This window comes from Paenibacillus sp. F024 (assembly GCF_057814255.1).
The window spans coordinates 448,875-474,588 of the sequence record NZ_JBVASZ010000001.1 but is presented as its reverse complement, the minus strand read 5'-3'; the positions used below and the strand labels follow the sequence as shown (position 1 = coordinate 474,588).

The 25,714-nt window shown below is 51.2% G+C and carries 28 protein-coding genes; 22 read left to right on the top strand and 6 right to left on the bottom strand.

Features of this window, described 5'->3' with window-relative positions:
* Window positions 1–49: 49 nt before the first annotated feature.
* Window positions 50–688 carry a YktB family protein gene (locus ACZYR9_RS02355; protein WP_488976834.1) on the bottom strand — a complete coding sequence of 213 codons (639 nt, stop codon included), beginning with the start codon at window positions 686–688 and terminating at the stop codon, window positions 50–52.
* A gap of 235 nt (window positions 689–923) precedes the next feature.
* Between ACZYR9_RS02355 and ACZYR9_RS02350 the strand changes: the two genes are divergently transcribed.
* Window positions 924–1,691 (top strand): SDR family NAD(P)-dependent oxidoreductase, encoded by a 768-nt coding sequence (locus ACZYR9_RS02350; protein ID WP_488976833.1) that lies wholly within the window; start codon window positions 924–926, stop codon window positions 1,689–1,691.
* A 116-nt stretch (window positions 1,692–1,807) separates the two neighbouring features.
* Here the strand turns inward: ACZYR9_RS02350 and ACZYR9_RS02345 are convergent, their stop codons facing one another.
* The 3 genes from ACZYR9_RS02345 to ACZYR9_RS02335 are packed head-to-tail and all read right to left on the bottom strand — an operon-like array spanning window position 1,808 to window position 4,432.
* The gene (locus ACZYR9_RS02345) at window positions 1,808–2,854 is read right to left on the bottom strand and encodes an ABC transporter substrate-binding protein (RefSeq protein WP_488976832.1); all 1,047 of its coding nucleotides are present in this window, start codon (window positions 2,852–2,854) and stop codon (window positions 1,808–1,810) included.
* A 41-nt stretch (window positions 2,855–2,895) separates the two neighbouring features.
* On the bottom strand, window positions 2,896–3,660 hold the full coding sequence (locus ACZYR9_RS02340; RefSeq protein ID WP_488976831.1) for an ABC transporter permease: 765 nt from the start codon (window positions 3,658–3,660) through the stop codon (window positions 2,896–2,898).
* Window positions 3,593–4,432, bottom strand: coding sequence for an ABC transporter ATP-binding protein (locus ACZYR9_RS02335; protein ID WP_488976830.1), 840 nt, complete (start codon window positions 4,430–4,432; stop codon window positions 3,593–3,595). The genes ACZYR9_RS02340 and ACZYR9_RS02335 overlap by 68 nt, the downstream gene beginning before the upstream one ends.
* A gap of 162 nt (window positions 4,433–4,594) precedes the next feature.
* On the opposite strand from ACZYR9_RS02335, the gene ACZYR9_RS02330 reads away from it, so the two are divergent.
* The 7 genes from ACZYR9_RS02330 (at window position 4,595) to gndA (ending at window position 12,815) form a co-directional block, all read left to right on the top strand.
* Entirely contained in the window at window positions 4,595–5,491 is an 897-nt protein-coding gene (locus tag ACZYR9_RS02330; RefSeq protein WP_488976829.1) for a stalk domain-containing protein, read from the top strand.
* Window positions 5,492–5,917: 426 nt separating this feature from the next.
* Window positions 5,918–6,514 carry a hypothetical protein gene (locus ACZYR9_RS02325; protein ID WP_488976828.1) on the top strand — a complete coding sequence of 199 codons (597 nt, stop codon included), beginning with the start codon at window positions 5,918–5,920 and terminating at the stop codon, window positions 6,512–6,514.
* A gap of 187 nt (window positions 6,515–6,701) precedes the next feature.
* Window positions 6,702–7,715 (top strand): LacI family DNA-binding transcriptional regulator, encoded by a 1,014-nt coding sequence (locus ACZYR9_RS02320; RefSeq protein WP_488976827.1) that lies wholly within the window; start codon window positions 6,702–6,704, stop codon window positions 7,713–7,715.
* 4 nt (window positions 7,716–7,719) lie between these two features.
* Entirely contained in the window at window positions 7,720–8,988 is a 1,269-nt protein-coding gene (locus ACZYR9_RS02315; protein ID WP_488976826.1) for a nickel pincer cofactor-dependent isomerase, group 22, read from the top strand.
* A complete protein-coding gene (gene gntK / locus ACZYR9_RS02310) occupies window positions 8,989–10,548 on the top strand; it encodes a gluconokinase (protein ID WP_488976825.1) in 1,560 nt (519 codons plus the stop codon).
* 18 nt (window positions 10,549–10,566) lie between these two features.
* The gene (locus ACZYR9_RS02305; RefSeq protein WP_488977134.1) at window positions 10,567–11,334 is read left to right on the top strand and encodes an SDR family oxidoreductase; all 768 of its coding nucleotides are present in this window, start codon (window positions 10,567–10,569) and stop codon (window positions 11,332–11,334) included.
* Window positions 11,335–11,402: 68 nt separating this feature from the next.
* A complete protein-coding gene (gndA, locus tag ACZYR9_RS02300) occupies window positions 11,403–12,815 on the top strand; it encodes an NADP-dependent phosphogluconate dehydrogenase (protein ID WP_488976824.1) in 1,413 nt (470 codons plus the stop codon).
* Here the strand turns inward: gndA and ACZYR9_RS02295 are convergent.
* A complete protein-coding gene (locus ACZYR9_RS02295; protein WP_488976823.1) occupies window positions 12,812–13,171 on the bottom strand; it encodes a hypothetical protein in 360 nt (119 codons plus the stop codon). The genes gndA and ACZYR9_RS02295 overlap by 4 nt on opposite strands.
* Before the next feature lie 167 nt (window positions 13,172–13,338).
* On the opposite strand from ACZYR9_RS02295, the gene ACZYR9_RS02290 reads away from it, so the two are divergent.
* Window positions 13,339–13,845 carry a shikimate kinase gene (locus tag ACZYR9_RS02290; RefSeq protein ID WP_488976822.1) on the top strand — a complete coding sequence of 169 codons (507 nt, stop codon included), beginning with the start codon at window positions 13,339–13,341 and terminating at the stop codon, window positions 13,843–13,845.
* Here ACZYR9_RS02290 and ACZYR9_RS02285 read toward each other — a convergent pair.
* Complete coding sequence (locus tag ACZYR9_RS02285) at window positions 13,842–14,135, bottom strand: rhodanese-like domain-containing protein (protein WP_488976821.1); 294 nt, start codon at window positions 14,133–14,135, stop codon at window positions 13,842–13,844. The genes ACZYR9_RS02290 and ACZYR9_RS02285 overlap by 4 nt on opposite strands.
* A 109-nt stretch (window positions 14,136–14,244) precedes the next feature.
* On the opposite strand from ACZYR9_RS02285, the gene ACZYR9_RS02280 reads away from it, so the two are divergent.
* The 13 genes from ACZYR9_RS02280 to ccpA all read left to right on the top strand — a co-directional run bounded on the left by ACZYR9_RS02280 (window position 14,245) and on the right by ccpA (window position 25,677).
* Complete coding sequence (locus ACZYR9_RS02280) at window positions 14,245–14,631, top strand: fluoride efflux transporter FluC (protein WP_488976820.1); 387 nt, start codon at window positions 14,245–14,247, stop codon at window positions 14,629–14,631.
* Window positions 14,631–14,990: a fluoride efflux transporter FluC gene (locus ACZYR9_RS02275; protein WP_488976819.1), complete on the top strand. Its 360-nt coding sequence runs from the start codon at window positions 14,631–14,633 to the stop codon at window positions 14,988–14,990. The genes ACZYR9_RS02280 and ACZYR9_RS02275 overlap by 1 nt, the downstream gene beginning before the upstream one ends.
* Before the next feature lie 15 nt (window positions 14,991–15,005).
* A complete protein-coding gene (aroA, locus tag ACZYR9_RS02270; protein WP_488976818.1) occupies window positions 15,006–16,301 on the top strand; it encodes a 3-phosphoshikimate 1-carboxyvinyltransferase in 1,296 nt (431 codons plus the stop codon).
* A 44-nt stretch (window positions 16,302–16,345) separates the two neighbouring features.
* Window positions 16,346–17,182 (top strand): C39 family peptidase, encoded by an 837-nt coding sequence (locus ACZYR9_RS02265; RefSeq protein WP_488976817.1) that lies wholly within the window; start codon window positions 16,346–16,348, stop codon window positions 17,180–17,182.
* A 26-nt stretch (window positions 17,183–17,208) separates the two neighbouring features.
* Window positions 17,209–17,637: a CoA-binding protein gene (locus ACZYR9_RS02260; protein WP_488976816.1), complete on the top strand. Its 429-nt coding sequence runs from the start codon at window positions 17,209–17,211 to the stop codon at window positions 17,635–17,637.
* Window position 17,638: 1 nt separating this feature from the next.
* On the top strand, window positions 17,639–18,286 hold the full coding sequence (gene thiE, locus ACZYR9_RS02255) for a thiamine phosphate synthase (protein WP_488976815.1): 648 nt from the start codon (window positions 17,639–17,641) through the stop codon (window positions 18,284–18,286).
* Window positions 18,287–18,420: 134 nt separating this feature from the next.
* On the top strand, window positions 18,421–19,191 hold the full coding sequence (locus ACZYR9_RS02250; protein ID WP_488976814.1) for a hypothetical protein: 771 nt from the start codon (window positions 18,421–18,423) through the stop codon (window positions 19,189–19,191).
* A gap of 127 nt (window positions 19,192–19,318) precedes the next feature.
* Window positions 19,319–21,208: a glucose PTS transporter subunit IIA gene (locus ACZYR9_RS02245; RefSeq protein WP_488976813.1), complete on the top strand. Its 1,890-nt coding sequence runs from the start codon at window positions 19,319–19,321 to the stop codon at window positions 21,206–21,208.
* Complete coding sequence (ptsP, locus tag ACZYR9_RS02240) at window positions 21,201–22,967, top strand: phosphoenolpyruvate--protein phosphotransferase (protein ID WP_488976812.1); 1,767 nt, start codon at window positions 21,201–21,203, stop codon at window positions 22,965–22,967. The genes ACZYR9_RS02245 and ptsP overlap by 8 nt, the downstream gene beginning before the upstream one ends.
* Window positions 22,968–23,020: 53 nt before the next feature.
* The gene (locus ACZYR9_RS02235) at window positions 23,021–23,554 is read left to right on the top strand and encodes a type 1 glutamine amidotransferase domain-containing protein (RefSeq protein ID WP_488976811.1); all 534 of its coding nucleotides are present in this window, start codon (window positions 23,021–23,023) and stop codon (window positions 23,552–23,554) included.
* 39 nt (window positions 23,555–23,593) lie between these two features.
* Window positions 23,594–24,007, top strand: coding sequence for a VanZ family protein (locus ACZYR9_RS02230; RefSeq protein WP_488976810.1), 414 nt, complete (start codon window positions 23,594–23,596; stop codon window positions 24,005–24,007).
* An 86-nt stretch (window positions 24,008–24,093) separates the two neighbouring features.
* Window positions 24,094–24,510, top strand: a complete 417-nt coding sequence (locus tag ACZYR9_RS02225; RefSeq protein ID WP_488976809.1) for a hypothetical protein — start codon at window positions 24,094–24,096, stop codon at window positions 24,508–24,510.
* Window positions 24,511–24,657: 147 nt separating this feature from the next.
* The gene (gene ccpA / locus ACZYR9_RS02220; RefSeq protein ID WP_488976808.1) at window positions 24,658–25,677 is read left to right on the top strand and encodes a catabolite control protein A; all 1,020 of its coding nucleotides are present in this window, start codon (window positions 24,658–24,660) and stop codon (window positions 25,675–25,677) included.
* The last annotated feature ends 37 nt before the right edge of the window (window positions 25,678–25,714 follow it).

The window sequence follows — 25,714 nt, the reverse complement described above, 5'->3', positions numbered from 1 at the left end:
GGATATGCAGGCAAGATTAACCCTACTTTAAAGCAAGCTTAGGATAAAATTAAATTTTCATTCCCAGCGATAATTGGTATAAGGGCAGTAATTGATCAAAGGTTTCGTTGGTGAGCTCCACGAACTTCTCCCCGTTTTGCAATACAGGGTCGTCTTTCATCAAATTGCGTCCGATCAGCAGCTCCGCCTTTTTCACATCGCGAAACCGCTCAAGCCCCTGCTTCCACTGGTCTTCATCCATATCGGACAGCTTCAGCGCATCCTTTTTCATGTGATCGAACGACAGCATCATATCGTCCGGTAAACGCCGTTTGATCTCGGAGGCCTGCTTCAAAAACTTCTCCGCAATATCCTTTTTGTTCGGAAGCTCGTAGATGAATGCAAGCCAGATGAAAACCCGGTCGTCGAACAGTCCGATCTGAAAATGCGGATGCTGTTTATAGCCGCGTTTATTATTGGCAATAGCCATCCAGGTGTCTACAGGCGGATTCACTTTCCTGCGGGCATGCTTTGCAATATGTAGGAACATCTCCTGTCCGGAGCGGACGGAAAGAGATTGTAACATATCCTCGCTGAGCGCTTGAAATTTGGGCTGGATACGGGTTTGAATGGCCTTCATCCTTGCTTCCAGTCCATCAATGGTAAACGTATCAAAATCCTCTTGCTTAAAACCTTTGAACGTTGTCATGCAGCTTCCCTCCATGCTTCCTTTTTCTTCAAACAATATAACACAATAAAGGATAGAAGACCACGAAATGACAGCAATGTTCGACGGTAATCGACATTCACAACAGTCATCCCCCACTTCTCACGGACTTCCAGCCGTGGGGGTTATCCTTGAATCAGAAATAATTTACAGGAAGTGGAATTTGCAGTTTAATTAAGGAGAGGAGCGTCGCACATAAACTTGGGAGGAAATAATTATGAATATTGACTTGACAGGGAAAATAGCTTTGGTCACAGGCTCTAATGCAGGGATTGGCCGCGCCATTGCCATTGCATTAGCCAAAAACGGCGCGAAGGTGGGCGTTAACTGCTTGCGCAATGTAGACCAGGGAGAGGAAACGGCGGGTGCCATTCGGGCTGCCGGGGGAGAAGCGGTGCTGGTTCAGGCGGATGTAACCGATCAAGAGCATATCGATCGCTTGGTAAACGAGGTCGAACGGGCGTTTGGAGGAACGATTGACATATTGGTTAATAACACAGGTCACTTGGTGCAGCGGTTGGATAATGCCGAGATGACCGAAGAGCTTTACGAGAAAATCATGAATGTAAATCTGAAGAGTACGGTATTCATGTGTAAACGGGTTCTTGCCGGTATGAAAGCGAAGGGAGCGGGACGGATTATCAACATGACATCCGTTGCCGCGCATAACGGCGGCGGACCCGGGGCAAGCCTGTATGCGGCAAGCAAAGCAGCAATCATGACCTATTCCAAAGGCTTGGCAAAAGAAGTGGCCTACAGTGGAATTACAGTCAATAATGTTTCTCCCGGGTTTATCGGAAATACGATGTTTCATGCTACCTTTACCACGGACGAAGCGCGTAAGGCCACAGTGAGCGGTATCCCGCTAAAGCGTGAGGGAACACCTGAGGATGTCGCTGGCGCCGTGCTGTATCTCGTTTCTGATCTGGCTTCCTATGTGACGGGAGAGACAATCGAAATCAACGGGGGGATGCTCATGAGATGATGAGGTGGGGCGGGTTTCGGAAAGGGATTTGCCGCTGTGTGCCAAATGAAGCTAGGGCTTATTAGCATATAGTGCAAAAAATGAGGGACCTGCGCGCCGTGCAGGTCCCTTTCATTTTACTTCCCTTGCTTTACTTCATCCAATAATGAAAGATCGAGGAAATCGCTCAAGTTGAGCTCTTCCTTTTTCACATCTTTGATGTAGCCGGCATCGATGGAGACGCGTGCCATTTCTTCAATCGCGTCCTTGCTCACGTCTGTCGTCAGATTCAGGTGGGAGAGCGCCGCCTTGATCAGGTTGACGTCCATTCCTTTCCCGCTGAGCTCCTTCAATCGGTTATTGATCAGTTCATAGGATTTGTCGGGGTTGCTTTTAATAAATTCGATCGCTTCAGCGTTGGCTTTGATCGCCTGCTTTGCCATTTCGCGGTTTTCCTTCAGGAATTTATCGCTCGCAACGAGAAGGGTGAGCGGATAATTCCCGTTGTTCGGAGGAATTTGGTCCCAAGGCACAATGACCTTACCGATGCCTTCCTGCTCCATTTGCGTTCCCCACGGCTCAGGAATCAGCGTAGCTTCGATTTCCTTTTGACGCATGGCGATGAGCGTGTCTGCCGGAGCGCGGGCAATAATTTGAACGCCGGTTGTATCCGTCGTGACTTTCAGGTTGTTCTGCTCGAGCAGCAGGCGCAGCGAAATTTCGTTCGTGCTGCCCTTGGTTGGAATGGCAATAGTCTTTCCGACCAGGTCTTTCACGCTGTTGATCCCTGAATCCTTACCTGCTACCAGTACGGCGCCTCCGTTATTGGAGCCGGAGATAATGCGGAAGTTTTTGCTTTTAACATATTGGTTTGTGGCAGGACCTGGACCTACGAAGCCAAGGTCGATTTGATCGGTTGCCAAAGCGGTGGAGAAGTCGGAGCCGTTGTCGAAGGCTTGAACCTCGATTTTGACGTTATCTCCCCAATGCTTTTGGAACAAGCCTTGCTCCAGAGCTACATATCCTGGTGCATGCGTCACATTCTTGAAAATGCCAAGGCGAACCGTCTTCGCCGCCGCAGCATCGCCGCCGGCATTATTAGGTGCTTCTGTTTTACCGCCGCATGCCGTTAGTGCCAGCACGCCGGACAGCGCTAAAGCGAGTAGTGCCGATTTTTTCTTCATCTGTAGTTTCTCTCCTTTGTTGTATGCCGGTTATGAGATCCTTATTTTTTGGTGCTGACCAAGCCGTAACGTACCAACAGTTTATCCTCCAGGCGTTTGAAGCAAAAGTGGTCGGATAGTGTTCCTAGGACAGCGATGATCATTACGATACAAAGCATCAGCGCCGTATCCGCCAGGTTTCGTCCGTCCTGCAGCAATTGGCCGAGGCCTACGCCTTTGGCGATCAGCTCGCCGGCAACCAGCGCCCGCCAAGCGAATGCCCAGGCCACGCGCACGCCGGTCATCATATGCGGGAATGCGGCGGGAACCATCACCTGATAGAACATCTTCAGCCCGTTTCCGGTGCCCATCGTTTGTGCCGCCTTAATGTAAATGGTCGGGATGTTTTTAATCCCGGTCCGGCTCGCCATAGCCATCGTCCAAGTGGCCCCGAGCGTAGTGATGAAGATAACGGCAAAATCGCTCATCCCAAACCAGATAATCGCAAACGGGAGCCAGGCGATACTTGGTATTGTCTGCAACGCAACGACTAGAAAGCCAATGGTGTCGTCAATAAAACGATAGCGTGCGAACAAAAAGCCGAGCGCGGTACCTACCACAATCGCGAGAATGAAGGCCATCAAAAGTCTCTTCATACTTTGATAGGTGGCTTCCAGCAGCTGACCGTGAACCAATCCGTCATAGAAAGCCTGGAAGGTTTGAAGCACGGAAGGAAACTTCCAGCCCCAGTCGAAAATTCTATATCCCGCTTCCCACGCTATCAGCAGAAGAATCAGAAAGAGGCTTCTTCTTAATGCTGTACTCATCGCCCATCTCCTCCTTTACCACTTTTTCCAGCTCATCGGCCAGCGCTTCCATAATGCTGGCTTCCACGTGGTGCAAGACGGAATCGGAGGTATCCCGGGGGCGGGCCGCCTTCACGGCGAACTCCTTCTTGATCGTACCCGGGCGGGTCGACATGACGAGTACACGGTCCGAGAGGACAACGGCTTCCCGGATATTATGCGTAATAAATAGAATCGTCTTGCGCGTGCGCATCCAGATTTCCTCTAATTCTTTATGCAAAATTAGTCTGGTCTGCTCGTCCAGCGCTGCAAAAGGCTCGTCCATCAGTAAAATTTCCGGGTCCATGGCCAGCGCGCGGGCAATAGCCGCCCTTTGCTTCATTCCGCCGGACAGCTCGTGAGGATAGCGGTCGGCGAACTTGCTGAGGTGCACCGCTTTAATCTGCTCCATGGCCATCGCTTCACGCTCTTTTTTACCGATGCCTTTCTGTTTTAATCCGAAGGCTACGTTATCGAGAACAGTCAGCCATGGGAACAGCGCATGCTCCTGAAATACGACGACACGGTCGGGACCGGGAGTACTGCATGGCTTCCCATTCACGGTGATCGATCCTTGTTCGGCTTGCTCTAGCCCTGCCACAAGATTCAGCAGAGTCGATTTGCCGCAGCCGGAAGGTCCGAGCAGAGAAACGAATTCGCCTTTGTTGATCGTAAGCGATACGTTGTCTATGGCCGTGAAGGTGCCGCCGGTACGCTGATGAAACGTTTTGCTGACATCCTTAATTTCAATCAACGGGGTCACTCTCCTTGATGTGAAAACAATCATTACCCACTAATTTTATTTGAATTAAAAGTCTTGTCAACTACAAATTTTGCAGGATTTCGTTCAATATATGTCGAAATATTGTATATTGTGTCCATAATTTTCCTTCCTAAAAGAAAGGTTTGAATGACAATGAATCGGATCAAACGCGTTTTTTGGATGACCGCTTTACTTGGGAGTACCTTTACCGCAGGGGTATATGCACAAGACGTGCTGCAGAAGGTGGAGGCGTATTTGCGTCCGGATTTTCAGCTGGTGCTCGACGGCAAGCCCGTCCAATTGTCTGGCCCTCCGCTTATTTATGAGGACAAAAGCTATTTGCCGTTAGCTGAGCTGGGACGCTTGATGGGGGCGAATATCTTGTGGAGAGGCGAGACGAAGACCATCTATATTAACAGCCGCATTAATCCGGAGCAGCCGACGGAGATTCCGAATCCGAATTATGAATCGATCGAGCTCTATAATCCCTATTCCATCACACTGAAATATCTCGGGGCGGAATACCCGATGCTGATCACATACAACAATAGTTCAACCAACTTCGCCCCATACTACCGGGAGTCGGACGTCAAGCGCATGGGGGTGGACACGAACGGTCTTAATAAGGCGAAGGAACGCTTGACCGGCTCTTTGTTCATTAGCGAGAGCGAATTGAAAAAAAGGCTGCGCCAAACCCCTGAAGAGGTGTATTCTGCCGATTACACATCCTACGTCATTAACGGGGAGCTTCATCCCGAGAAGCTGAAAATGCTCCGGAGTCATGTTGCAAACACGCTCATCAACAATTACGACAACATCTACACGACTAAAAAGCCGATCATCATCGATAAAGTTGCAGGGGAAGAAGATATGTACGATTATTACTATCTGGAAAATGTGCGTGCGCAAAACGGCTATGTGTTCGAGCGCTATTGGAAAGACCGGCTTAAGGTGACCAAAAACAGCGACTGGCTGAATACAAGCTATACCGTGAATATTTACACGAAGACGGATCTGGAGTCCGAAGCGGTAAAACGGGAAAATCCCTAAGTTTCTCGTTTGAGAAATAACCGCGTATGGTGTTTAGGACCGCTTATCGAGTGCCGAAATGTAAATTGCGCCTCATCGTATCGCCTGGGAAACAGTACCCGGGCGATTTTTTTGCACACGCGCTTTGCTATTGGACCGGCATCGGCTTTTCGCTTGGATTGCCCTCCAGCCATGGGCTTGGCCGTCTTCAGCCAGGCCATTCAAAAAATAGGTTCGGATTTCGTAAAAAAAAGACAATAATCCAAGTTGCTAAAACATATGATTCATAATAAGATAGAAGTAAGAAACAGAATAGTCAGAAAATTCTATCAAAGATAGCATTTTGCACTCGCTAGTCGTCGTTGTCATAAACGCAGCCTGTCGCAGCAGTGTTCAACGCAAGTGACAAAGCTTTGATCTTGCTATTCTACCTGAGGAGGGATTGCCGTGAGTAAAAGTCATGAAGTAGAATATTGCAACCTTGAGTTACGATTTGATCGTCGGCTAATCCGTAACTTCATCAAAACACTTATACAAGAAGGATACTCCTTGTATTGGAATGAAAGTGATCAACAGTTTATCGTTTCCATCCGGACCGGCCGTAAGCTGGTGAAATTAAAATTCCAACGGATAGGCGAACTGTATAAGATTGTCGGTAATTATTCCTTTAAGGACGAGAAGCTGGCAGAGCTCATGGAAAAAATGATTGGAGACACACGGGGGCATGCTGTTGTCAAACGGTTCAAAGACCGGCAAATTTTGATCGAAAACATCATGTTCGGTGAAATTATTCGTATGGTCGAAATCTCGGGGGTGGAGCATAAAGTGCTATTCCAAAAAGAACCTGTGATAACAGTGGAAGAAATGATGCAGGCGTTTCGTTCGAGACGTCCGGATGAGCGCATTCCGGTACTGAGGCTCGAGCTCGATTACGAACTGGCCGTGCTGTACGAAGCGATGCAGGCCGGAGACCTCGAAACGGCAGAGGCTTGTAAAGAAAGACTGAAGGAGCTAAGGCATGAAATGCTACTGCTTGAAATGTGAATACGAAATGTGAAACGGCCTGTGTATCCGCGCAGGCCGTTTCGTATGTTATCCCTAAATCACGTGTGGCCGACATGCGCCGAAAAGCACCGGAAACAGAGGCTCTTGAACTGAAAACAAGCTGCAAAAATAGCATTGTTAACGTGTGCAAATCTATGTTATGATACAAGATGAGGTGGTTTTGAATATGAGCAGCGTCACAATCAAAGACATCGCCAAGCTGGCCGGCGTATCGCACACAACCGTTTCCCGGGCACTGAACGATAGTCCGCTGATTAACCCGGAAACGAAGGAACGGATCAAAGCGATTGCGGGAAGCTTGCAGTACACTCCCAATTACAGCGCCCGCAGCCTGGTGCTGGATCGATCATACAACCTGGGGCTGTTTTTTTCAACTCTGCATACAGGGACTTCCGCAGGTTTTTTGTACGAGGCGATCAAAGGCGTGAATGACATCATTAAAGATGAATATAATTTGATCGTTCGCGGGATTGACGACTACAAAAGCTTTCATCAGGTGAACCGGAAAAGCTTTGACGGCATTCTTGTAATGAGTCAAAGCGCAAGCGACCAGCCGTTCATTGAGCACGCGGCGGATAAAGGCATACCGCTTGTTGTATTAAACCGAGAAATCGAGCATGTTCAGGTCATGAATTTTGTTCCGGACGATCAGAGCGGAGCCTTTCGGATGACGGAGCATCTTATTGAGCAGGGGCACCGCAGAATTGCAATCATTGAAGGCAAGGAAGGCTTCAAATCTACCCAATCCCGGCGGGATGGTTATCTTGAAGCGCTGAAGAAATATAACGTAAAGATTTCAGAAGACTTATCCGTCAAGGGAAATTACGATCTGGAAAGCGGCTATGCCGCGATGAACCGGCTGCTGGATCTGTCCGAGCGTCCCACGGCTGTATTTTGCTGCAACGACGATATGGCGCTCGGTGCCGTGAAAGCCGTGACCGAACGAAGGCTTACGGTGCCGGATGATCTGTCGGTCGTCGGTTTCGACGATCATTTGTTTTCCGCTTTTATGACACCTGCTTTAACGACCGTCCGCAGACCGATCGAAGAGATGAGCCGGGCCGGGGCGGAAAAGCTGCTCTCTTTTATCGAGAGCAAGCAATTGGAAAATAAGACCGTCTATTTCCATACGGAGCTCGTCATTCGGGATTCCGTCAAAACCATCACAGGAGGCCAATAAGGCAATGAGCATATTAAGGGAACTGCTTCAAGACATTCCAATTCCCCAAGTCGTTAAGATCCGCCAGAAATTTAATGGGGATAAACTGGAGAATCCGGTTGAAGAGCTGGCCAAGGAGCTGGGAAAGCCGGGCGGGATTGACCGGATCAAGCCGGGGCAGCAGGTTGCCGTGGCCGTAGGCAGCCGGGGCGTGGCCAATATCGCTGCGTTGACCAAAACGACAATCGAAGCGATTAAACAGGCAGGAGCGCACCCTTTTATTGTACCGTGCATGGGAAGCCACGGAGGAGCGACGGCCGAGGGACAGAAGGAGGTGCTCCATCATCTCGGCGTAACCGAGGAAGCGATGGGCGCGCCGATCCGATCGTCCATGGAAGTGGTAAAGATTGACCAGCTTTCAAACGGTCTGCCGGTTTATGTGGACAAATACGCTTCGGAAGCGGACGCGATTATCGTCATTAACCGTGTGAAACCGCATACCGCCTTCCGCGGGCCTATCGAAAGCGGAATTATGAAAATGATTTCTATCGGGCTCGGTAAACAAAAGGGGGCGGAAGCGTGCCATCAGCTGGGTTTTAAATATATGGCGGAGAACGTCCCTGCTATGGCGCGGCTCATGCTGGACAAGCTTCCCATCGTATTCGGAATTGCGCTGGTTGAAAACGCCTATGACGAAACATGTATCGTAGAGGTTCTGCCTGCGGAGCAAATCGAAGCGCGCGAGATGGAACTGCTGGAGATCGCCAAAGCAAGGCTGCCTAAAATCTTGTTTGATCAAATCGATGTGCTGGTCATTGATTTTATCGGGAAAAATATCAGCGGCGACGGCATGGATCCGAACGTGACCGGCCGTTATCCTACGCCTTATGCGCATGGCGGTCCGGAAGTATCCAAAATGGTTGTCCTCGATACAACGCCGGAGACGAAAGGTAACGCAAATGGAGTGGGAACGGCCGATTTCACAACCCAACGTTTGGTGGATAAGATGGACCTGGTTGCTACTTATGCGAATGGCCTCACGTCTACCGTCTGTGCACCGACTAAGATTGCGACCACGCTCGAAAACGATTATTATGCCATCAAAGCCGCGGTCAAAACGTGCAATATTTTGGATTACACCCGATGCCGCCTGGTGCGGATTCAGGATACGCTGCACTTGGGTGAAATCGAGATTTCCGTGAATTTGCTGGAGGAAGCCAAACTGCATCCGGACATCGAAATTTTAACCGAGCCATACGACTTGTCATTCAACAATGAAGGGAACTTGATATAAATGATGGGTTCGTCCGTACAAAAGCCTTATATCATTTCAGCCGATATCGGTACCACCAGCACCAAAACGCTTGTGATTGACCGGAGCGGCAGAGTGCTTGCTTCTCACTCCGTCGAATATCCTTTGTTCACGCCCAAGCCGGATATGGCTGAGCAGGATCCCAATGAAATCTTCCAAGCGGTGCTCACAGCCATCCGGACGGTAGTCAGCAAAGCCGCCATTCTGCCGGGTCAAGTGCTCTGTGTATCCTTCAGCTCGGCGATGCACAGCCTGATTGCGGTGGATAAGGAGCTGCAGCCGCTTACCCGCTGTATCACTTGGGCGGATAACCGCAGCGCCGAATATGTGAAGGTGCTGAAGGAAGAACACAACGGACTTGAAATATACCGTAAAACGGGAACCCCGATTCATCCGATGTCCCCGCTGCTTAAGCTGATGTGGATCCGCGACCACCGGCCGGATCTGTTTGAGCAGGCGTACAAATTTATCGGGATTAAAGAATATGTATTTGCCAAGCTGTTCGGCAAGCTGGTCATTGATTATTCCATAGCGAGTGCTACAGGGTTGTTCAATTTACGCAAGCTGAAGTGGGATGAAGAAGCGCTTGCGGCTTGCGGTGTTCGGCGTGAACAGCTGTCCGATCCGGTGTCGACAACCCACTTTTTGCAGGGTCTAAGCACGGATGCTGCCGTTTCGCTGGGACTCGCGGCAGATACCCCTTTTGTTGTCGGGGCTTCCGACGGCGTTCTGGCGAACCTTGGCGTAGGAGCCTTGGAACAGGGAGTGTATGCCGTGACCATAGGAACAAGCGGCGCTGTAAGAGGCGTCATGCGTGAGCCGGTGACGGATCCGCAAGGCCGGCTGTTCTGTTACGCCTTAAAAGAGGACTTCTGGGTTGTGGGAGGGGCGATCAACAACGGCGGCATCATGTTCCGGTGGGTCCGCGACCAATTGGCCACGGCGGAAGCGGAAGAAGGCCGGCGCCGCGGAATGGACCCGTACGATTACTTAACCGAGCTGGCGCGTGAAGTGTCCCCGGGCTCGGACGGATTGATCTTCCTTCCGCTGCTGTCCGGAGAACGTGCGCCGTACTGGAATGCAAATGCCCGCGGGGTCTTTTTCGGATTATCCTTATATCATCAAAAGAAACATATGATTCGTTCCGTGCTCGAAGGGGTTATGTATCGGATTCACTCCGTCGTGACGGCGCTGGAGGAGCTTGCCGGTCCGACCAAGGAAATACGCGCTTCGGGCGGGTTTGCAAGGTCGCCTTTCTGGCTGCAAATGATGGCCGACGTGCTGGGTACACCCGTCGCCGTTCCGAATACCATTGAAAGCTCCGGCCTCGGGGCGGCCCAATTGGGAATGCTGGCGCTTGGAGAGATCGATGACTTCTCCAGCGTACACGATTGGATGCAGGTGGAGCAGTCGCTCCATGCCAGTGAGCAGAACCATGAAACATATCAACAGTTGACAAAAATTTATAATCGTGTGTACCATCAGTTGAAGGACGAGTTTGATGCCATTGCTGCTTTCCAACTGAAACACACGCAATCCTAGGAGGAAAAGACCATGGCCATGAACTTATTCGATCTTACAGGAAAAACGGCAGTCATTATCGGAGGAAACAGCACGCTGGGCGGGGCCATGGCGGTAGCCTTGGGCGGTCACGGCGCGGATGTGGCGATTGTAGGACGCAACCTGGAGAAATCCGAAGAAGTAGCTAAGCGTGTAGAAGAAGCAGGAGGCAATGCCGGATGCTTCTCTGCCGATGCGACAAGCGCGAACGATTTGCAGCATGTATTGTCTCAGGTTCTTGCTTGGACAGGCCGCTGCGACGTGCTGATGAACTGTCCCGGAAAGAATAGCGCGACGCCGTTTTTCGAGCTGCAGATGGATGAATGGGATTCAATCATGGAAGTAAATCTTAAGAGTGTAGTGTTGGCGTGTCAAATTTTTGGGAAGCATATGGTTGAAAAAGGTGAAGGAGGCAGCATCATCAATATCTCCTCGGTTTCATCCGAGCCTCCGCTTTCCCGCGTGTTCACTTACTCGGCTTCGAAGGCGGCGGTCAACAACGTGACGAAGTTTTTGGCCCGCGAATTCGCTCCGGCGCGCGTACGCGTGAATGCCATTATTCCGGGCTTCTTCCCGGCCGAGCAGAATCGCAAAATCCTGTCCCAGGATCGGGTGGATTCGATCATGAGGCATACGCCGATGAACCGGTTCGGCAATGCGGAGGAGCTTCAGGGGGCTGCCGTGTATCTGGCTTCGGAGAAGGCGTCCAGCTTTGTAACAGGCGCTCTTCTTCGAGTGGACGGGGGCTTCGGGGCGATGACGATCTAAAGATCGTGCCGCTATGCTTTTTGAAATCGTCAATAAATAAATAAAGATAGGAAGGATGAGAGTCACTTATGTCTAAACAACAGGTAGGCGTTATCGGGCTTGCAGTCATGGGCAAAAATTTGGCTTTGAATATCGAAAGCAGAGGGTTCAGCGTTTCCGTGTATAACCGGTCCCGCGAGAAAACCGATGCGCTTTTGTCCGAATCGCCAGGCAAGCAATTGGTCGGTACATACAGCATCGAGGAATTCGTCGCTTCGCTTGAGAAACCGCGTAAAATTTTGATCATGGTTCAGGCAGGCCATGCGACTGACGATACGATTAATCAACTGGTTCCCCATCTGGAACAAGGGGATATCATCATTGACGGCGGCAACGCGTTCTTCCCGGATACGCAGCGCCGGAACAAGGAATTGCAAGCTCACGGCCTCCGTTTTATCGGAACCGGCGTATCGGGCGGCGAAGAAGGCGCTTTGAAAGGACCCGCGATTATGCCAGGCGGTCAAAAGGATGCCTACGAGCTGGTGGCTCCGATTCTGACAGCTATTTCCGCTAAAGTAAACGGGGATCCTTGCTGCACATACATCGGTCCGGACGGTGCCGGCCATTATGTTAAAATGGTCCACAACGGAATTGAATATGGAGATATGCAGTTGATTTGCGAAGCTTATCAGCTGCTGAAGGACGTTCTGGGAGTTAACACACAGGAGCTTCATGAAATTTTCGCCGACTGGAACAAAGGTGAATTGGACAGCTATCTGATCGAGATTACGACGGACATTTTCACCAAATATGATGACGAAACGGGTAAACCGATGGTGGATGTCATTCTCGATTCGGCCGGCCAGAAGGGTACCGGCAAATGGACCAGCCAGAGCGCGCTTGATCTCGGCGTGCCGCTTTCGATCATCACCGAATCGGTTTTCTCCCGCTTCCTTTCCGCAATGAAAGAAGAGAGAGTGGCCGCAAGCAAAGTGCTTGGCGGTCCAAAACCGGCTGCATTCGACGGCGACCGCAAAGCCTTCATCGAAGCCGTACGCAAAGCGCTGTATGCGAGCAAAATTTGCTCCTATGCCCAGGGCTTCGCTCAAATGAGAGCGGCCAGCGAAGAATACGGCTGGGATCTGGAATACGGCAACATCGCGATGATTTTCCGCGGCGGCTGCATTATCCGCGCCCGCTTTCTCCAAAATATCAAAGATGCGTATGACCGCAATCCGGAGCTTAAAAACCTTCTGCTTGACGAGTATTTCAAGGGCATCGTGGATAACTATCAGGATGCATGGAGAACTGTCGTATCGGCTGCCGTTACCCGCGGCATTCCGGTTCCGGCCTTTGCTTCGGCGCTCGCTTATTACGACAGCTATCGGACGGAGCGTCTGCCGGCCAATCTGCTGCAAGCGCAGCGTGACTATTTCGGAGCGCACACGTTTAAGCGCGTGGATAAAGAAGGAACCTTCCATTACCAATGGATGGAAAACTAAGCCTTCTCGTCATATGGAGAGGCTTGCCGGAACGTGTCGGTTCTTAACGGATGCAATCCGTAAGAGGCCTCGGCCAGCCAAAGCTTCAGCCGGTCGGCATCCTGATCGAATCCGTTGCGCCGTTGAATCAGCATCAAAGCGATTTCGGCAAAATAGCGAAAGTTTTGAAGCAGCCGTGGCTGGGAAAGATCCTTTACATTGGGATCTTCCTCGGCCACCTTTTTTTTAATAAATTCGAGCATCCAAACAATATCTTCTTTGCAAAGCGGCTTGGAAGAGTCCAAGATTTGCCGGAGCTTCAGATCCGCTGCAAGGGGGGCGGGAACTTTCGGTTTCGGGAGGGCGTCGGGTATCATATAAAGCGATCTCCTTTCAGATCTATGGAACATTATCAGCTTGACTGTTTAAGCTGGTATTTATTCACAACCATCATATGTGTTCACTAAACTTTCTATTCACGTTAGGACAAGCTATGATATGATAGGGTAAGTTTAAAGACAATTGCCAGAGGTGTAGCATGGGAATGAACCGCAATATCGTGCTGGTCGGGTTGATGGGAACGGGAAAGTCTACGGTAGGCCAGGCACTTTCCGCCAAATTGGGCTGGACTTATGTCGACACGGATTCGGAGATCGTAAGAAGTCAAGGCATGAGCATCAGCGAAATGTTTGCCGAGCTGGGCGAAGAGGCATTTCGGAAAGCGGAAAGCGAAACCATAAGTAATGTATTGAAGCAAAGCGGACAGGTCATCTCTACGGGCGGCGGAGCGGTACTGCTTGAGCAGAACCGGCTTGCCATGAAGGAGAACGGCTTTGTCGTTGCTCTCTGTGCATCGGTGGAGACGATTATCGAGCGTGTCAGAGAGGACCAAAACCGTCCGCTTCTTCAGGGGAACTTAGAAGAACGGGTAAATCACATTGTGGAAAGCAGGAAGCACGCTTACGACTTTGCCGATTTAAAGGTGGATACGGATGGCGTACCGGTGGACCGCATCGTTGAGATCGTATGCGGCGCAGCAGGGAACGCTTAGAGCGCTTCCCACTCCAGCATCCCTCCGGTCATGTTTTTAAGTCCTTTAAAGCCTTGGGCTTCCAGGTATTCATAGGCCCTGCTGCTCCGGTTGCCGCTGCGGCAGACTAGAATCGTTTCTCCATCCTGCGGAATTTCCGCAAGCCGGTCGGGAATTTGCATTAAAGGAATCGACTTCGCGCCCGGAATCATGCCGAGTGCGATTTCTTCCGGTTCACGGACATCGATGATATGAAGCTGCTCGCCGTTCTCGATTCTTTGTTTGATTTCTGCGGGAGTGATCGTTTGCATGGAAAAGTCCTCCTTGAAATGATAGCCGTGTGGCTGAATGAGTTCATCATAATGAAAAAAAGGAAGCCGTGTCAAACCATGTAATGCCGGTCTTGGAGGGATATCGGGAATGACAGCAGTATACATAGGTCTGGCGGGTATGATCGGAGCCTTAGCCCGCTACGGGATGTCCCTTGCCTTAAATCATGGGGCGAATTCCCCGCTCCCTTGGGGGACGCTGTTGTGCAATCTTGCCGGCTGTTTACTCTTGGGGCGATTCGCTTATTCGTCTAAGCTGGGCCGTTATCCCCGTCTTAGAGCTGCCGTGACGACGGGCTTGATCGGATCGTTCACGACATTTTCTACGCTAAGCTGGGAGCTTTTTGACTTGCTGGAGCATGGCCATTATGCCATTGCTGCGGGATATTTTTTGATCAGCTTATGGGGCGGACTGCTGTGTATTCAGCTGGGCAAGCGTTCCAATGCCCTGTTTGTGAAAAGGGGAACCTCCGAGTGATGTCGAATACATTAATGAACATAATTTTGGTAGGAGCCGGAGGCTTTGCTGGAGCAGTCAGCCGGTATTGGATGAACGGATGGATCTCCAAGCGGTTTCCCGCCACCATTCCTTACGGCACGCTTTCGGTGAATGTGCTGGGCTCTTTTTTACTCGGTTGGCTTTGGGGCCGAGGAGCGGATGCTCGGACCATGGCATTGCTTGGAAGCGGGTTTATGGGGGCATTCACTACATTTTCCACGTTCAAGCTGGAGTCAAACGGACTGCTGTCGCAGGGGCGCAAGCTTTCGGCGTGGATGTATATGGGTCTCACTTATATGCTGGGCATCGTTTTTGTTTATTTAGGATACATAATTTAAGGAGAGATACTTACGATGAAAGCAATTGTTAAACCGACGCCGCGCCTGGAAGGAACCATTAACGCGCTGTCATCCAAAAATTACACCACCCGCTATTTGTTGATCGGTGCACTGGCGGATGGAACGAGCACCGTATATTACCCGGCTCACAGCGAAGACAGCGATGCAATGCGCCGCTGCATCCGCGATTTGGGAGCGGTAATTGAAGAAGATGACGAGAAAATGACGATTCGCGGCTTCGGACGCCATCCAAAGCATGTGAAGGAATTGAATGTGGGCAACGCGGGGGCCGTACTGCGGTTTTTGATGTCCGTGGCCGCATTTTGCCCGGAAGTGACATTTGTGAATACTTATCCGGAGTCCCTCGGAAAAAGACCTCATGACGATTTGATCGATTCTCTCCAGCAAATGGGTGTTCAGGTAGAGCATCGGGAAGGAAAGCTCCCGATTACGATCCGCGGCGGACAGCCGCGCGGCGGAAAGATCACGGTTTCCGGCAACGTGAGCTCGCAGTTTTTAAGCTCGCTTTTGTTCACGACGCCGCTGCTGGAGGAAGACAGCGAAATTACGGTACTTCACGACTTAAAGTCGAAGGTCATTGTAGGCCAGACGCTTGAGGTGATTGCGCAGGCCGGTATCAAGATCGAGGCATCCGAGGATTTGATGCATTACAAAATTCCCGGAAGACAGCAGTACTTACCGCAAAAATATGTAGTTCAAGGAGATTATCCGGGCTCGGCTGCCATCTTGGCTGCTGCCAGCGTGACCCATTCGGATGTCACGGTGCTTCGTCTTTCCGAAGAGAGCAGGCAGGGGGAGCGGGCCGTAGTGGACGTGCTGCGGGCGATGGGCGTGGACTTGATTCATGAGAATGATGTAGTTCGCGTGCGCGGCAACCAAAAGCTGAAGGCCGGCGAGTTTGACGGGGACCACTTTACCGATGCCGTTCTGGCTATGGTTGCGGCATCATTGTTTGCCGAAGGCACTTCCCGGTTTTACAATGTCGAAAATCTTCGCTACAAGGAATGCGACCGGATCACCGACTTCGTTACGGAGCTTCGCAAGGCGGGCGCGGATGTAGAAGAAAGACAAAGCGAAATCATTGTCCATGGTCGTCCGCAAGGAATTCCCGGAGGCGTGGAAATTAATGCTCATTACGATCACCGCGTCATTATGGCGCTGACGGTCGCAGGACTGCGTTCGGACAAAGGCCTCATCATTAACGATGCGCATCATGTGGCCAAGTCGTACCCGCAATATTTTGATCACTTGCTATCTCTGGGTGCGAACATCGAGCTTGTACAGGATTAATTAAGCCTGGAATAAATCCGTTTGCGGCTAGGCGGTGTTAAACGATGACCATCTTGTGGAAAGGAATCCAAGTTACCTTAGGTTTCTTTCTGATTGCAGGACTGCTGTTCTCAAGCGGCGTATTTGGCATACTGCTGTACGCCAAAATCACCGGACAGTCATGGTTGGATGAACCGGCGTTAAGCGGCTCCGTTATCCAAGCCAACCAAACGGCGCAGGAAAGTCCGGATCCGGGCGGGAATAGCGCCAGTGCCGCTGCGGAGAAGCCGGCGGAGCCCCGACCCCAGAGCGTCACGCTGGACGCGCCCATTGTCCGACAGCTTCCGGAGCTTCCTTCCGGCTGCGAGGTCACAAGCCTGACGATGCTGCTTCAGTATTACGGTGTGAACAAATCGAAGATGGAGCTTGTTCAAGAGATGAAGCGGGACGAGACCCCGATCCGTTACAACGAAGACGGCTCTATTGCTTATTGGGGCAACCCCAACCTAGGTTTTGTCGGCGAGGTAACCGGAGCGGGCAAAGGCTTCGGCATTTATCATGCGGCTTTGTACGATCTGCTGAAGGCTTACGTGCCTACGGCTGTCGATATGACAAGAGAGCCGTTTTCCAAGCTTGAGGATCAGCTGGTTCGAGGCATTCCTTCTGTCGTGTGGACGACCATTGATTACCAAGTACCGAGCAAGTGGGTGGTGTGGGATTCACCGCTGGGTCCGATTCAAACCACCTTTATGGAGCATGCCGTATTGCTTGTGGGCTTTGATGAGCATTATGTTTATGTGAATGACCCGCTGTCGGGAAAAGGCAAGCACAAAATTGAAAAAGAGCGTTTTTTGGCCACCTGGGAAGCCATGGGCAGCCAGGCGCTCAGCTATACAAAATAATCTAGGGAAGATAAGGAGTGAACGGTATGCCATTTCAGAATCCGTCCCGCGAGGCCATTAAAGAAATTTTGGTGAATGCGAAGAACATTGCTGTGGTTGGATTGTCGGATAAGCCTGATAGGGAGTCTTATATGGTGTCCGAAGCCATGCAAAAGAAAGGCTACCGCATTATTCCGGTAAATCCGATGGTCAGAGGCACGATCCTGGGCGAAACCTGCTACAGCGCGCTGACGGATATCCCGGAACCGGTCGATATCGTGAATGTTTTCCGGAGAAGCGATCAGACGGTTCCTGTGGCCGAGGAGGCCGTACGTATCGGAGCCAAGGTGTTATGGCTGCAGCTGGGCGTTTACCATGAAGAAACAGCGGAAATTGCCAAAGCCGGCGGTCTTGAAGTCATTATGGACCGCTGCATTAAGGTGGAGGACTCCATTCTGCTGCCTGGAGGGAAGTAAGTTGTTTCGGGAAAACCTACAACATCGTTTAGCCGTTTATTTGGTTATGGGTCTGGATGCTTATGAAGGAAGAACCGCTCTTGAAACGGCGAAGGCCGCGCTGGAAGGCGGGATTACGATGCTGCAGCTTCGGGAGAAAAAAGCGCCGCTATCCCGGGTTATGGCGGAGGCCCGGCCGATTCGGCAATTATGCCGGGAGTTCGGCGTTCCCTTTCTCGTTAACGATAGGGTAGACGTTGCCCTGCTGCTGGAAGCCGACGGGGTTCATGTAGGCCAGGACGATCTCCCCGGGATAGAGGCCCGCAAGCTGATGGGCAAAGATGCCATCATCGGGATTTCCGCCGGCACGATGGAGGAAGCGGAATGGGCTGTGTACAACGGCGCAGATTATCTGGGTGTCGGAGCTGTTTACTCCACGCTGACCAAAGGTGATGCCGGCGAACCGATCGGTACCGGACTTATCAGCCAAATCAAGCAGCGCTGGAGCCGGATTCCTATGGTCGGCATCGGGGGAATCGGACACGGACAAGCCGCTTCCGTAGTTGAGGCCGGTGCGGACGGCGTAGCCGTCGTATCCGCCATTGTTCAAAGCCGTGATCCGCGCCTTGCTGCTCAACAGTTGAAGCAAGACGTGCTTGGCATACGCTGATCCTTTTTAAAAAAAGATCCCATAAGTTATAAAAAAAATCCTCCTTGAAGAAAATAAGAAAAGCTTTCGGAATAGAACGGACGAATACGTGCCGGAACCGGAAGACTTCTTAATTCAATTCAAGGAGGATTTTCATGTATAACCAACAGGGCTACCAAAGCAGCTTTCAAAATCAAATGGGAGCGAATACCAGCTCTCAATACCGCGGGTATGCAACCAAATACCAACCGGTAGGCTATGTGCAATCCCAGTATAACCAATCCTTGAGCCAAGGGATGAATAACCAGCAGTTCTCCTCCGGTATAAACCCGTCTTATGGATCCATGCAATCTGCCGGATCGTACCATACGGCGAATTACCGCGGCAACCAGCCTGGTCACGATGCCTATCTGCGGGCGGACTCCACACAACCGGCTCAAAGCCAATACGGCATCGGCGCGAGCCAAATGGGCAGCCAATTCAGCTCTTCCTACTCGGGAATGAGCGGAATGAGCCAACCATTCGGCGCTTCCAATCCGTCCTACGGCCAATATCAAAATCCGCAATCTTTCCACACGGCGAACTACCGCGGCAACCAGCCTGGTCACGATGCCTACCTGCGTGCGGATTCCACACAGCCAGCTCAAAGCCAATACGGCATCGGCGCGAGCCAAATGGGAATGGGAACAAGCCAAATGGGCAGCCAACTCAGCTCCTCCTACTCGGGAATGAGTGGAATGAGCCAACAATTCGGCGCCGCCAATCAGCAGTACGGTCAATATCAAAACCCGCAGTCGTATCACACAGCGAACTACCGTGGAGATCAGCAAGGCCATGACGCCTATTTACGCGCAGACTCCACACAGCCGGCTCAAAGTCAATTCGGAATGAGCGCGGCCAGCGGCATGAACAGATACCAAATGTAATGCAAGGAAAGCCTGACGGAGACGGACATTTAAGTCCGTCTTTTTTCATGCCGCGGCGTCATTTCATGGTTTGACAAAAAAGTGTCCAAGGCTTACCATCTTAATAGGAAAGGGGGAACGGCTTGTTTTGAATTGGATGGGAAACTTGCAGCAGCTTGGACGATCATTGATGCTGCCTACGATAACGCTTCCCGTCGCAGCCATTTTGCTGCGTCTCGGATCACTGCCTTGGGAACAAATGCAATTGCCTCAAATCGGGGAAATTTTAACGATGGCCGGGACGACGATCTTTACTTATTTGCCGCTGATCTTTGCCGTAGGCGTTGCTTTAGGCTTGACGGAGAGTGCAGGCATCGCGGGAATGTCGGCCTTGATTGGGCACTATATGTTTAGTGAATCGCTGAAGCATTTTTTGGGCGAGTCGTTTCAGCTTGGGGTTCCGGGCGGGATCTTGATCGGATTGCTTGCGGCGGTGATTTATCATCGGGTGAAGCATATTCAGCTTCCCGAATATATTCAATTTTTCGGCGGTCCGCGTATGGTGCCGCTGCTTATGGGTCTGGCCATTTTTGTCTTGATCGTAGTTATGATTCAGATCGGTCCGGCTTTGGAATCGGGCATGCAGGCGCTGACCAATGTCATCTTGGGGCTTGGCGGTTTCGGGACTTTCTTGTACGGGATTATCCACAGGCTGCTTGTGCCCTCTGGTCTTCATCATGTATTTAATAATTTTTTCTGGTTTCAGTTGGGTGCTTACGATGCCAACGGTCAGCCGGTGTTCGGTGATTTACCCCGTTTTTTTGCCGGAGATCCCGAAGCGGGATTTTATATGGCCGGGTTATACCCGATCATGATGTTTGCGCTGCCCGCCATTGCACTGGCCATTATTCATGAAGCGCGTGAAGACTTGAAGCCCAAAATACGAGCTACCTTTTTAACGGCGGCGTTTGCCTGCTTTTTAACCGGTGTGACGGAGCCGATCGAGTTCGCATTTTTGTTCGTCGCGCCGTATTTGTTTATTGTACATGCCATTTTGTCCGGTTTTGCAATGTGGATCGCCGTTGCTTTGGACATCCACCATGGGTTCTCCTACGCCGCAGGTGCGATCGACTTTTTGATCAATCTGCACCTGGCGAAAAACGGCTGGCTCCTCATCCCGATCGGTCTGGCCTTTGGAATTGTGTATTACGTCTTGTTTCGTTGGGCGATTCGCCGGTTCCGAATCCCTACACCCGGCCGTGAGGAAGGCTCGCAGCTGGAAGAGTGGGCGGGAGATATTCCTTACCGTTCTCCGCTGATTCTGCAGGCCCTGGGCGGCAAGAACAATATCAAGAATATTGAAGCTTGCATTACCCGCCTTCGGTTGACCCTCGTCAACGATCGTCAGATGGATACCGCGGCGCTTAAGCATCTGGGAGCGGCCGGAGTCATCCGCTTAGGCGGGGGTAACGTGCAGGTGGTTTTCGGAACGTATTCCGAGCTGATCCGCGAGGAGATTAATAAAGCGCTGCGAAGGGACATAGAGCAGGTTCTGTTCAGTTCTCCCATGCAGGGACGTATGATTCCGCTGGAAGAAGTACCGGATCAAATTTTTTCAGGGAAGATCGTAGGCGACGGAGTGGCTTTTCTTCCTGAGAAGGGGGAGCTTGTATCCCCTGTGGGCGGCAGGATCATCCATGTTTATCCTTCGCTTCATGCGATAGGTATCGAAACGCAGCAAGGACTGCAGGTGCTGCTGCATATCGGGATCGATACGTCGCAGCTTCAAGGGAAATATTTTAACTGCTACGTTAAAGAAGGAGATCAAGTGGAGCAAGGGCAGCTGCTGGTTCGTTTCAACTTGAACAAAGTGAAAAAGAATTGCAAGTCGCTGGCGACGCCAATGCTGATCACCAACGTGGATAAGGTCAAGTCATGGAGCTTCGCACCTTACAAAGCGGTGAAAAAGGGGCAGGCGTCCGTTATGTCGGTCGTACTCAAGGATGCCGTCACAGAGGGAGGGAACGCATTTGATTGAGGGGATCGGAGCATCATCCGGTATTGCCATGGGCAAAGCATTTGTCATCCCGACTTGGGAATGGGACTTTCCCGACAAACTGATCGACGTTGCGGATCTAGCTTATGAATTCGAGCGGTTATACGACGGAATTCATCACTCCAAAGTGGAGATCGAGCAGATTAAGCAGGAGTTCGTCAGTGTGCTTGGCGAGGAGCAGACTCAAATTTTCGACGCTCATCTGGCGATCCTTGAAGATCCTATCTTTATGAGCGAAGTTCAGGGGATCATGCAGCGCCAGTACAAGGCCGCGGAGGTAGCGGTCAAGGAAGCGATCGATAAATTTGTCAATATGTTCGACCTGCTGGACGATCATTACATGAAGGAGCGCGCGCTCGATATCAAGGATGTCGGAAACCGGCTGCTTAAGCATTTGCTTGGGGCGCTCGAAGAAACGCTGCCGCCAAAGGATCAGCCGTATATTTTGGTTGCCAAAGAGCTGATTCCTTCGCAAATGGTTCATCTTGATGTGAATCAGACGATGGGGATTGTGACGATGATGGGGGGCAAAACGTCGCATGTGGCTATTATGGCCCGAGCGATGAGCGTCCCTTATGTACTCGGGCTGGAAGGGAAGCTGCAAGCACCGGTTCAAAACGGCGATTATCTCATCATCGACGGAGATGAAGGGATCGTTTACGTCAACCCGGAGGAAGACATTATTCAGCAGTACGAAGCGCGCAAGCAATCCTGGAAGGCTGTCCAGGAGCAGCTGCAGAAATTGGCATATTTGCCTTCACGGACCGAAGACGGCTGGCATATGAAACTTGCAGCCAACATCAGCTCGGTCAAGGAGCTGGATTTGGTGATCCGCAACGGGGCTTCGGGCGTAGGCCTGTTCCGTACGGAGTTTTTGTACATGGACCGCAGCAGCTTCCCGCAAGAAGAGGAGCAGTTTGTCGTTTACCGTGAGGTGGCCGAACGTCTTAAAGGCAAGCCGGTCGTCATCCGGACGCTCGATGTCGGCGGAGACAAGCACCTGGATTATTTGGAGCTGCCTGAAGAGGAAAATCCATCGCTTGGCTACCGCGCAATTCGGGTCATGCTGGACCGGACCGATTTGTTCAAAACGCAGCTGAGGGCGATTCTTCGAGCCAGTCACTATGGCAGCGTCAAAATCATGTACCCGATGATCAGCAGCCTGGAAGAGCTTCACCGCGCAAATGAATTGCTGGAAGAAGCCAAACAGGAGCTGAGAGAGGCGAAGGTGCCCTTCAGCGAAGAGATAAAGGTTGGCATCATGATTGAGCTGCCGGCATCGGTCATGATCTCCGACCTGCTGGCTCAAGAGGTTGATTTTTTCAGTATCGGCACGAACGATCTGGTGCAATACGTACTGGCCGTTGACCGGATGAATGAACAGGTGGCGCATTTGTACGATCCTTATCACCCCGCGGTGCTCCGCATGCTGAAGCTTATTGTGGATAACGCCAAGCGGTTTGGTACGCATGTCAGCGTCTGCGGCGAGCTCGCCGGAGATATTCGCGCCCTGCCGATCTGGCTGTCGCTTGGCATCGTGGAATTAAGCATGTCGGTCCAAGCGATATTGAAGGTCAAAAACAGCTTGCTGCAAAGCAAGTACAGTGATGCCGAGGGCATATGGGACGAATTATCCCATTGTAAGGCCAGCTCCGCTGTGATCGAGGTGCTCGGACGTTATCTGGAGACCGATTTGGCGGATGAAACAAAGCCGCGTCGGCCGGCGAGCGGCTATTTATAACCTGCTTGCCGATTCCGCTAGACAATCCATAAACTGATGGAAGGAAAATGATAATGGAATTAAAAGGCCATCAAGTGCTCGCTTTTGTAGATGAGGAATTTGAAGATTTGGAGATGTGGTACCCGGTCATGCGGCTGAGGGAAGCCGGAGCGGTGGTACACCTCGCCGGGCCCAAAGCCGATACGGTATATCACGGAAAGTACGGGGTTCCGCTGACAACAGACCGTGCTTTGGATGAAGTTCGCTCCGAGGACTACATCGGCTTGTATGTACCTGGAGGCTGGGCTCCCGATAAGCTGCGCCGTTATGAATCCGTACTTCGGCTCACCAAAGCATTTCATGCAGCCGAGAAGCCGATCGCCCATATTTGTCACGGCGGTTGGGTATTGGCGTCCGCTAAGATTTGTAAAGGATATACCATGACCTCAACTCCGGGGATTAAGGATGACTTGGAGAACGCCGGAGCGATTTGGGTAGACCAAGAGGTCGTCGTGGACCGGAATATCGTCTCCGGCCGCAGACCGCCGGATCTTCCTGCATTTACGAAGACGTTCGTCGACGTATTGGCCGGGTATATCCGCAAGTAAAGCTTCGGTAAGTAGAGAGAAGTCAGGAGCCAAAACGTCATGAATGTGTTCCTTCGCTGGCTGCCTCCCCTGCTGTGGATGGCAGTCATTTTTTATTTATCCTCCCGGACAGGGGAGGATATGGGCGGCTGGCTGGATATCATCCGCCGCTGGATTCCGATGATGGAAGGCTTCGATTGGGGACATTTCGCAGCCTACTTTATTTTGGCTTGGACTTATTTATGGGCGCTGCGCCCCAAGCGGTTGAGCCTTGGGATTAAGCTTGTGGTTGTACTGCTCTGCGTTATTTACGGTGTGACGGATGAGTACCACCAATCCTTCGTCCCGGGAAGGACACCCGATCTGATGGATCTTCGCAATGACGCCATCGGTGCCGCGCTGGCCATGCTTCTGCTGTATATCCCTCCTGTCCGGCGTTGGTACAGCCGACTTTCCGGTGCTAAATATTACTAGTCTCCTTTCGGAAGGAAATGTGGAGCCTAGGTAGAATAATTGTACCTATAGAAAAGGTTTGGCTGTCGCCAAAAGGAGTGGTATTGTTGCAAAAGGAGTGCAAATGCGGTGAACACATGGGTATCCGGCTTCGCACCGTCATTTACCAAAACAGGGTTGAAATCGAAAACGTCCCCATTTTCTCTTGCGAATCCTGCAAGCGCAGTGAAGTGTATTCCGAGGTGAAGCCGGAGCTGACCGGATTAATCGGAACGCTTGGCAGCATGCCTGAGAAGCAGCAGCTGCAATTTGAAGAGGTAAGTGAAGTCGCCCACCTGATGGTCAAAGCAACGGAGAAGCAGCGGATCGATGATCCGGTGGAAGGGATTATTCAGGAGCGGATTAACGAGCTGCTGGACTTGCTCCTTCTTGCTCAGTCTCTTAACGATGAGAAATGGGTGGATAATATTCGAAAACGCCTGTCTCAAATCGCCAAACATGCTGTTACGGTATACGATTTCTGAAAGCCGCTGCTCCGCAGTTGGCTTTTTTGACGTAATTTGATACTATGATCATAGGACTAAGCCTATATTCGTTGCGAAATCAGGCATTTTGTCGTATGATAAGGCTAAATGACATGATCGCATTATACTTTTTAAACATTGGAGAGAATGGCCGTGACTGTGACAATTTATGATGTAGCAAGAGAAGCGGGCGTTTCCATGGCGACCGTTTCCCGGGTAGTTAACAACAATCCCAACGTGAAGCCGCAAACACGGAAGAAAGTTTTCGAGGCCATTGAACGCTTAGGCTATCGTCCGAATGCGGTGGCGAGAGGCTTGGCCAGTAAGAAGACGACAACCGTCGGCGTGGTCATTCCCGACATTTCGAATTCGATTTTCTCAGAGGTTGCAAGAGGCATCGAAGACATCGCTAATATGTATCACTACAATATTATTCTTTGTAATGCCGACAAGAAGAAGGATAAGGAAATCCGTGTAATCAATACGCTTCTTGAGAAGCAGGTGGACGGGCTGCTCTTTATGGGTGGCGCCATTACGGAAGAGCACATCCAGGCGTTTAAGACGTCTTCGGTTCCGGTGGTGCTTTGCGCTACAGGAGATGAGCAGCATGCTATACCGTCGGTCGATATCGATCATGAGAAAGCGGCTTACGATGCGGTGCAGGTGCTCCTGCAGAATGGACACCGCAATATCGCGATGATCTCCGGCACACTGCAGGATCCGACGAACGGGTATGCGCGTTACCAAGGCTATAAGAAGGCGCTGGAAGAGGCCGGGATCCCTGTTCGCGAGGATTATGTCCGCATCGGTAATTACCGTTACGAATCCGGACTTGAGGTCACGAAGTATTTCTTGGAGTTGGACGAGCGTCCTACGGCTATTTTTGCGGCAACGGACGAAATGGCGATCGGAGCTATTCATGCGCTGCAGGATACCGGTCTGAAGGTGCCGGAAGATGTATCCGTCATCAGTGTGGATAATATTCGAATGGCATCCATGGTTCGACCGCAGCTGACAACGGTAGCTCAACCGATGTATGATATCGGCGCCGTGGCGATGCGACTTTTAACCAAGCTGATGAACAAGGAAACAAAGGATGCTTCGGAGCTGACGCAGGTTATTCTGCCGCACGATATCATTCATAGAAACTCGGTGGCTTCACGCTAAACGTGAGCCACTTCTTTTTGTAAAGGAGGATTCGGGG

Excerpts from the sequence above, each read along its gene's own strand:
- ACZYR9_RS02355 (WP_488976834.1), bottom strand. The coding sequence starts at position 688 with ATGACAACGTTCAAAGGTTTTAAGCAAGAGGATTTTGATACGTTTACC.
- ACZYR9_RS02350 (WP_488976833.1), top strand. The coding sequence starts at position 924 with ATGAATATTGACTTGACAGGGAAAATAGCTTTGGTCACAGGCTCTAAT.
- ACZYR9_RS02345 (WP_488976832.1), bottom strand. The coding sequence starts at position 2,854 with ATGAAGAAAAAATCGGCACTACTCGCTTTAGCGCTGTCCGGCGTGCTG.
- ACZYR9_RS02340 (WP_488976831.1), bottom strand. The coding sequence starts at position 3,660 with ATGAGTACAGCATTAAGAAGAAGCCTCTTTCTGATTCTTCTGCTGATA.
- ACZYR9_RS02330 (WP_488976829.1), top strand. The coding sequence starts at position 4,595 with ATGAATCGGATCAAACGCGTTTTTTGGATGACCGCTTTACTTGGGAGT.
- ACZYR9_RS02320 (WP_488976827.1), top strand. The coding sequence starts at position 6,702 with ATGAGCAGCGTCACAATCAAAGACATCGCCAAGCTGGCCGGCGTATCG.
- ACZYR9_RS02315 (WP_488976826.1), top strand. The coding sequence starts at position 7,720 with ATGAGCATATTAAGGGAACTGCTTCAAGACATTCCAATTCCCCAAGTC.
- gntK (WP_488976825.1), top strand. The coding sequence starts at position 8,989 with ATGATGGGTTCGTCCGTACAAAAGCCTTATATCATTTCAGCCGATATC.
- ACZYR9_RS02305 (WP_488977134.1), top strand. The coding sequence starts at position 10,567 with ATGAACTTATTCGATCTTACAGGAAAAACGGCAGTCATTATCGGAGGA.
- gndA (WP_488976824.1), top strand. The coding sequence starts at position 11,403 with ATGTCTAAACAACAGGTAGGCGTTATCGGGCTTGCAGTCATGGGCAAA.
- ACZYR9_RS02295 (WP_488976823.1), bottom strand. The coding sequence starts at position 13,171 with ATGATACCCGACGCCCTCCCGAAACCGAAAGTTCCCGCCCCCCTTGCA.
- ACZYR9_RS02290 (WP_488976822.1), top strand. The coding sequence starts at position 13,339 with ATGAACCGCAATATCGTGCTGGTCGGGTTGATGGGAACGGGAAAGTCT.
- ACZYR9_RS02285 (WP_488976821.1), bottom strand. The coding sequence starts at position 14,135 with ATGCAAACGATCACTCCCGCAGAAATCAAACAAAGAATCGAGAACGGC.
- ACZYR9_RS02280 (WP_488976820.1), top strand. The coding sequence starts at position 14,245 with ATGACAGCAGTATACATAGGTCTGGCGGGTATGATCGGAGCCTTAGCC.
- ACZYR9_RS02275 (WP_488976819.1), top strand. The coding sequence starts at position 14,631 with ATGTCGAATACATTAATGAACATAATTTTGGTAGGAGCCGGAGGCTTT.
- aroA (WP_488976818.1), top strand. The coding sequence starts at position 15,006 with ATGAAAGCAATTGTTAAACCGACGCCGCGCCTGGAAGGAACCATTAAC.
- ACZYR9_RS02265 (WP_488976817.1), top strand. The coding sequence starts at position 16,346 with ATGACCATCTTGTGGAAAGGAATCCAAGTTACCTTAGGTTTCTTTCTG.
- ACZYR9_RS02260 (WP_488976816.1), top strand. The coding sequence starts at position 17,209 with ATGCCATTTCAGAATCCGTCCCGCGAGGCCATTAAAGAAATTTTGGTG.
- ACZYR9_RS02250 (WP_488976814.1), top strand. The coding sequence starts at position 18,421 with ATGTATAACCAACAGGGCTACCAAAGCAGCTTTCAAAATCAAATGGGA.
- ACZYR9_RS02235 (WP_488976811.1), top strand. The coding sequence starts at position 23,021 with ATGGAATTAAAAGGCCATCAAGTGCTCGCTTTTGTAGATGAGGAATTT.
- ACZYR9_RS02230 (WP_488976810.1), top strand. The coding sequence starts at position 23,594 with ATGAATGTGTTCCTTCGCTGGCTGCCTCCCCTGCTGTGGATGGCAGTC.
- ccpA (WP_488976808.1), top strand. The coding sequence starts at position 24,658 with ATGGCCGTGACTGTGACAATTTATGATGTAGCAAGAGAAGCGGGCGTT.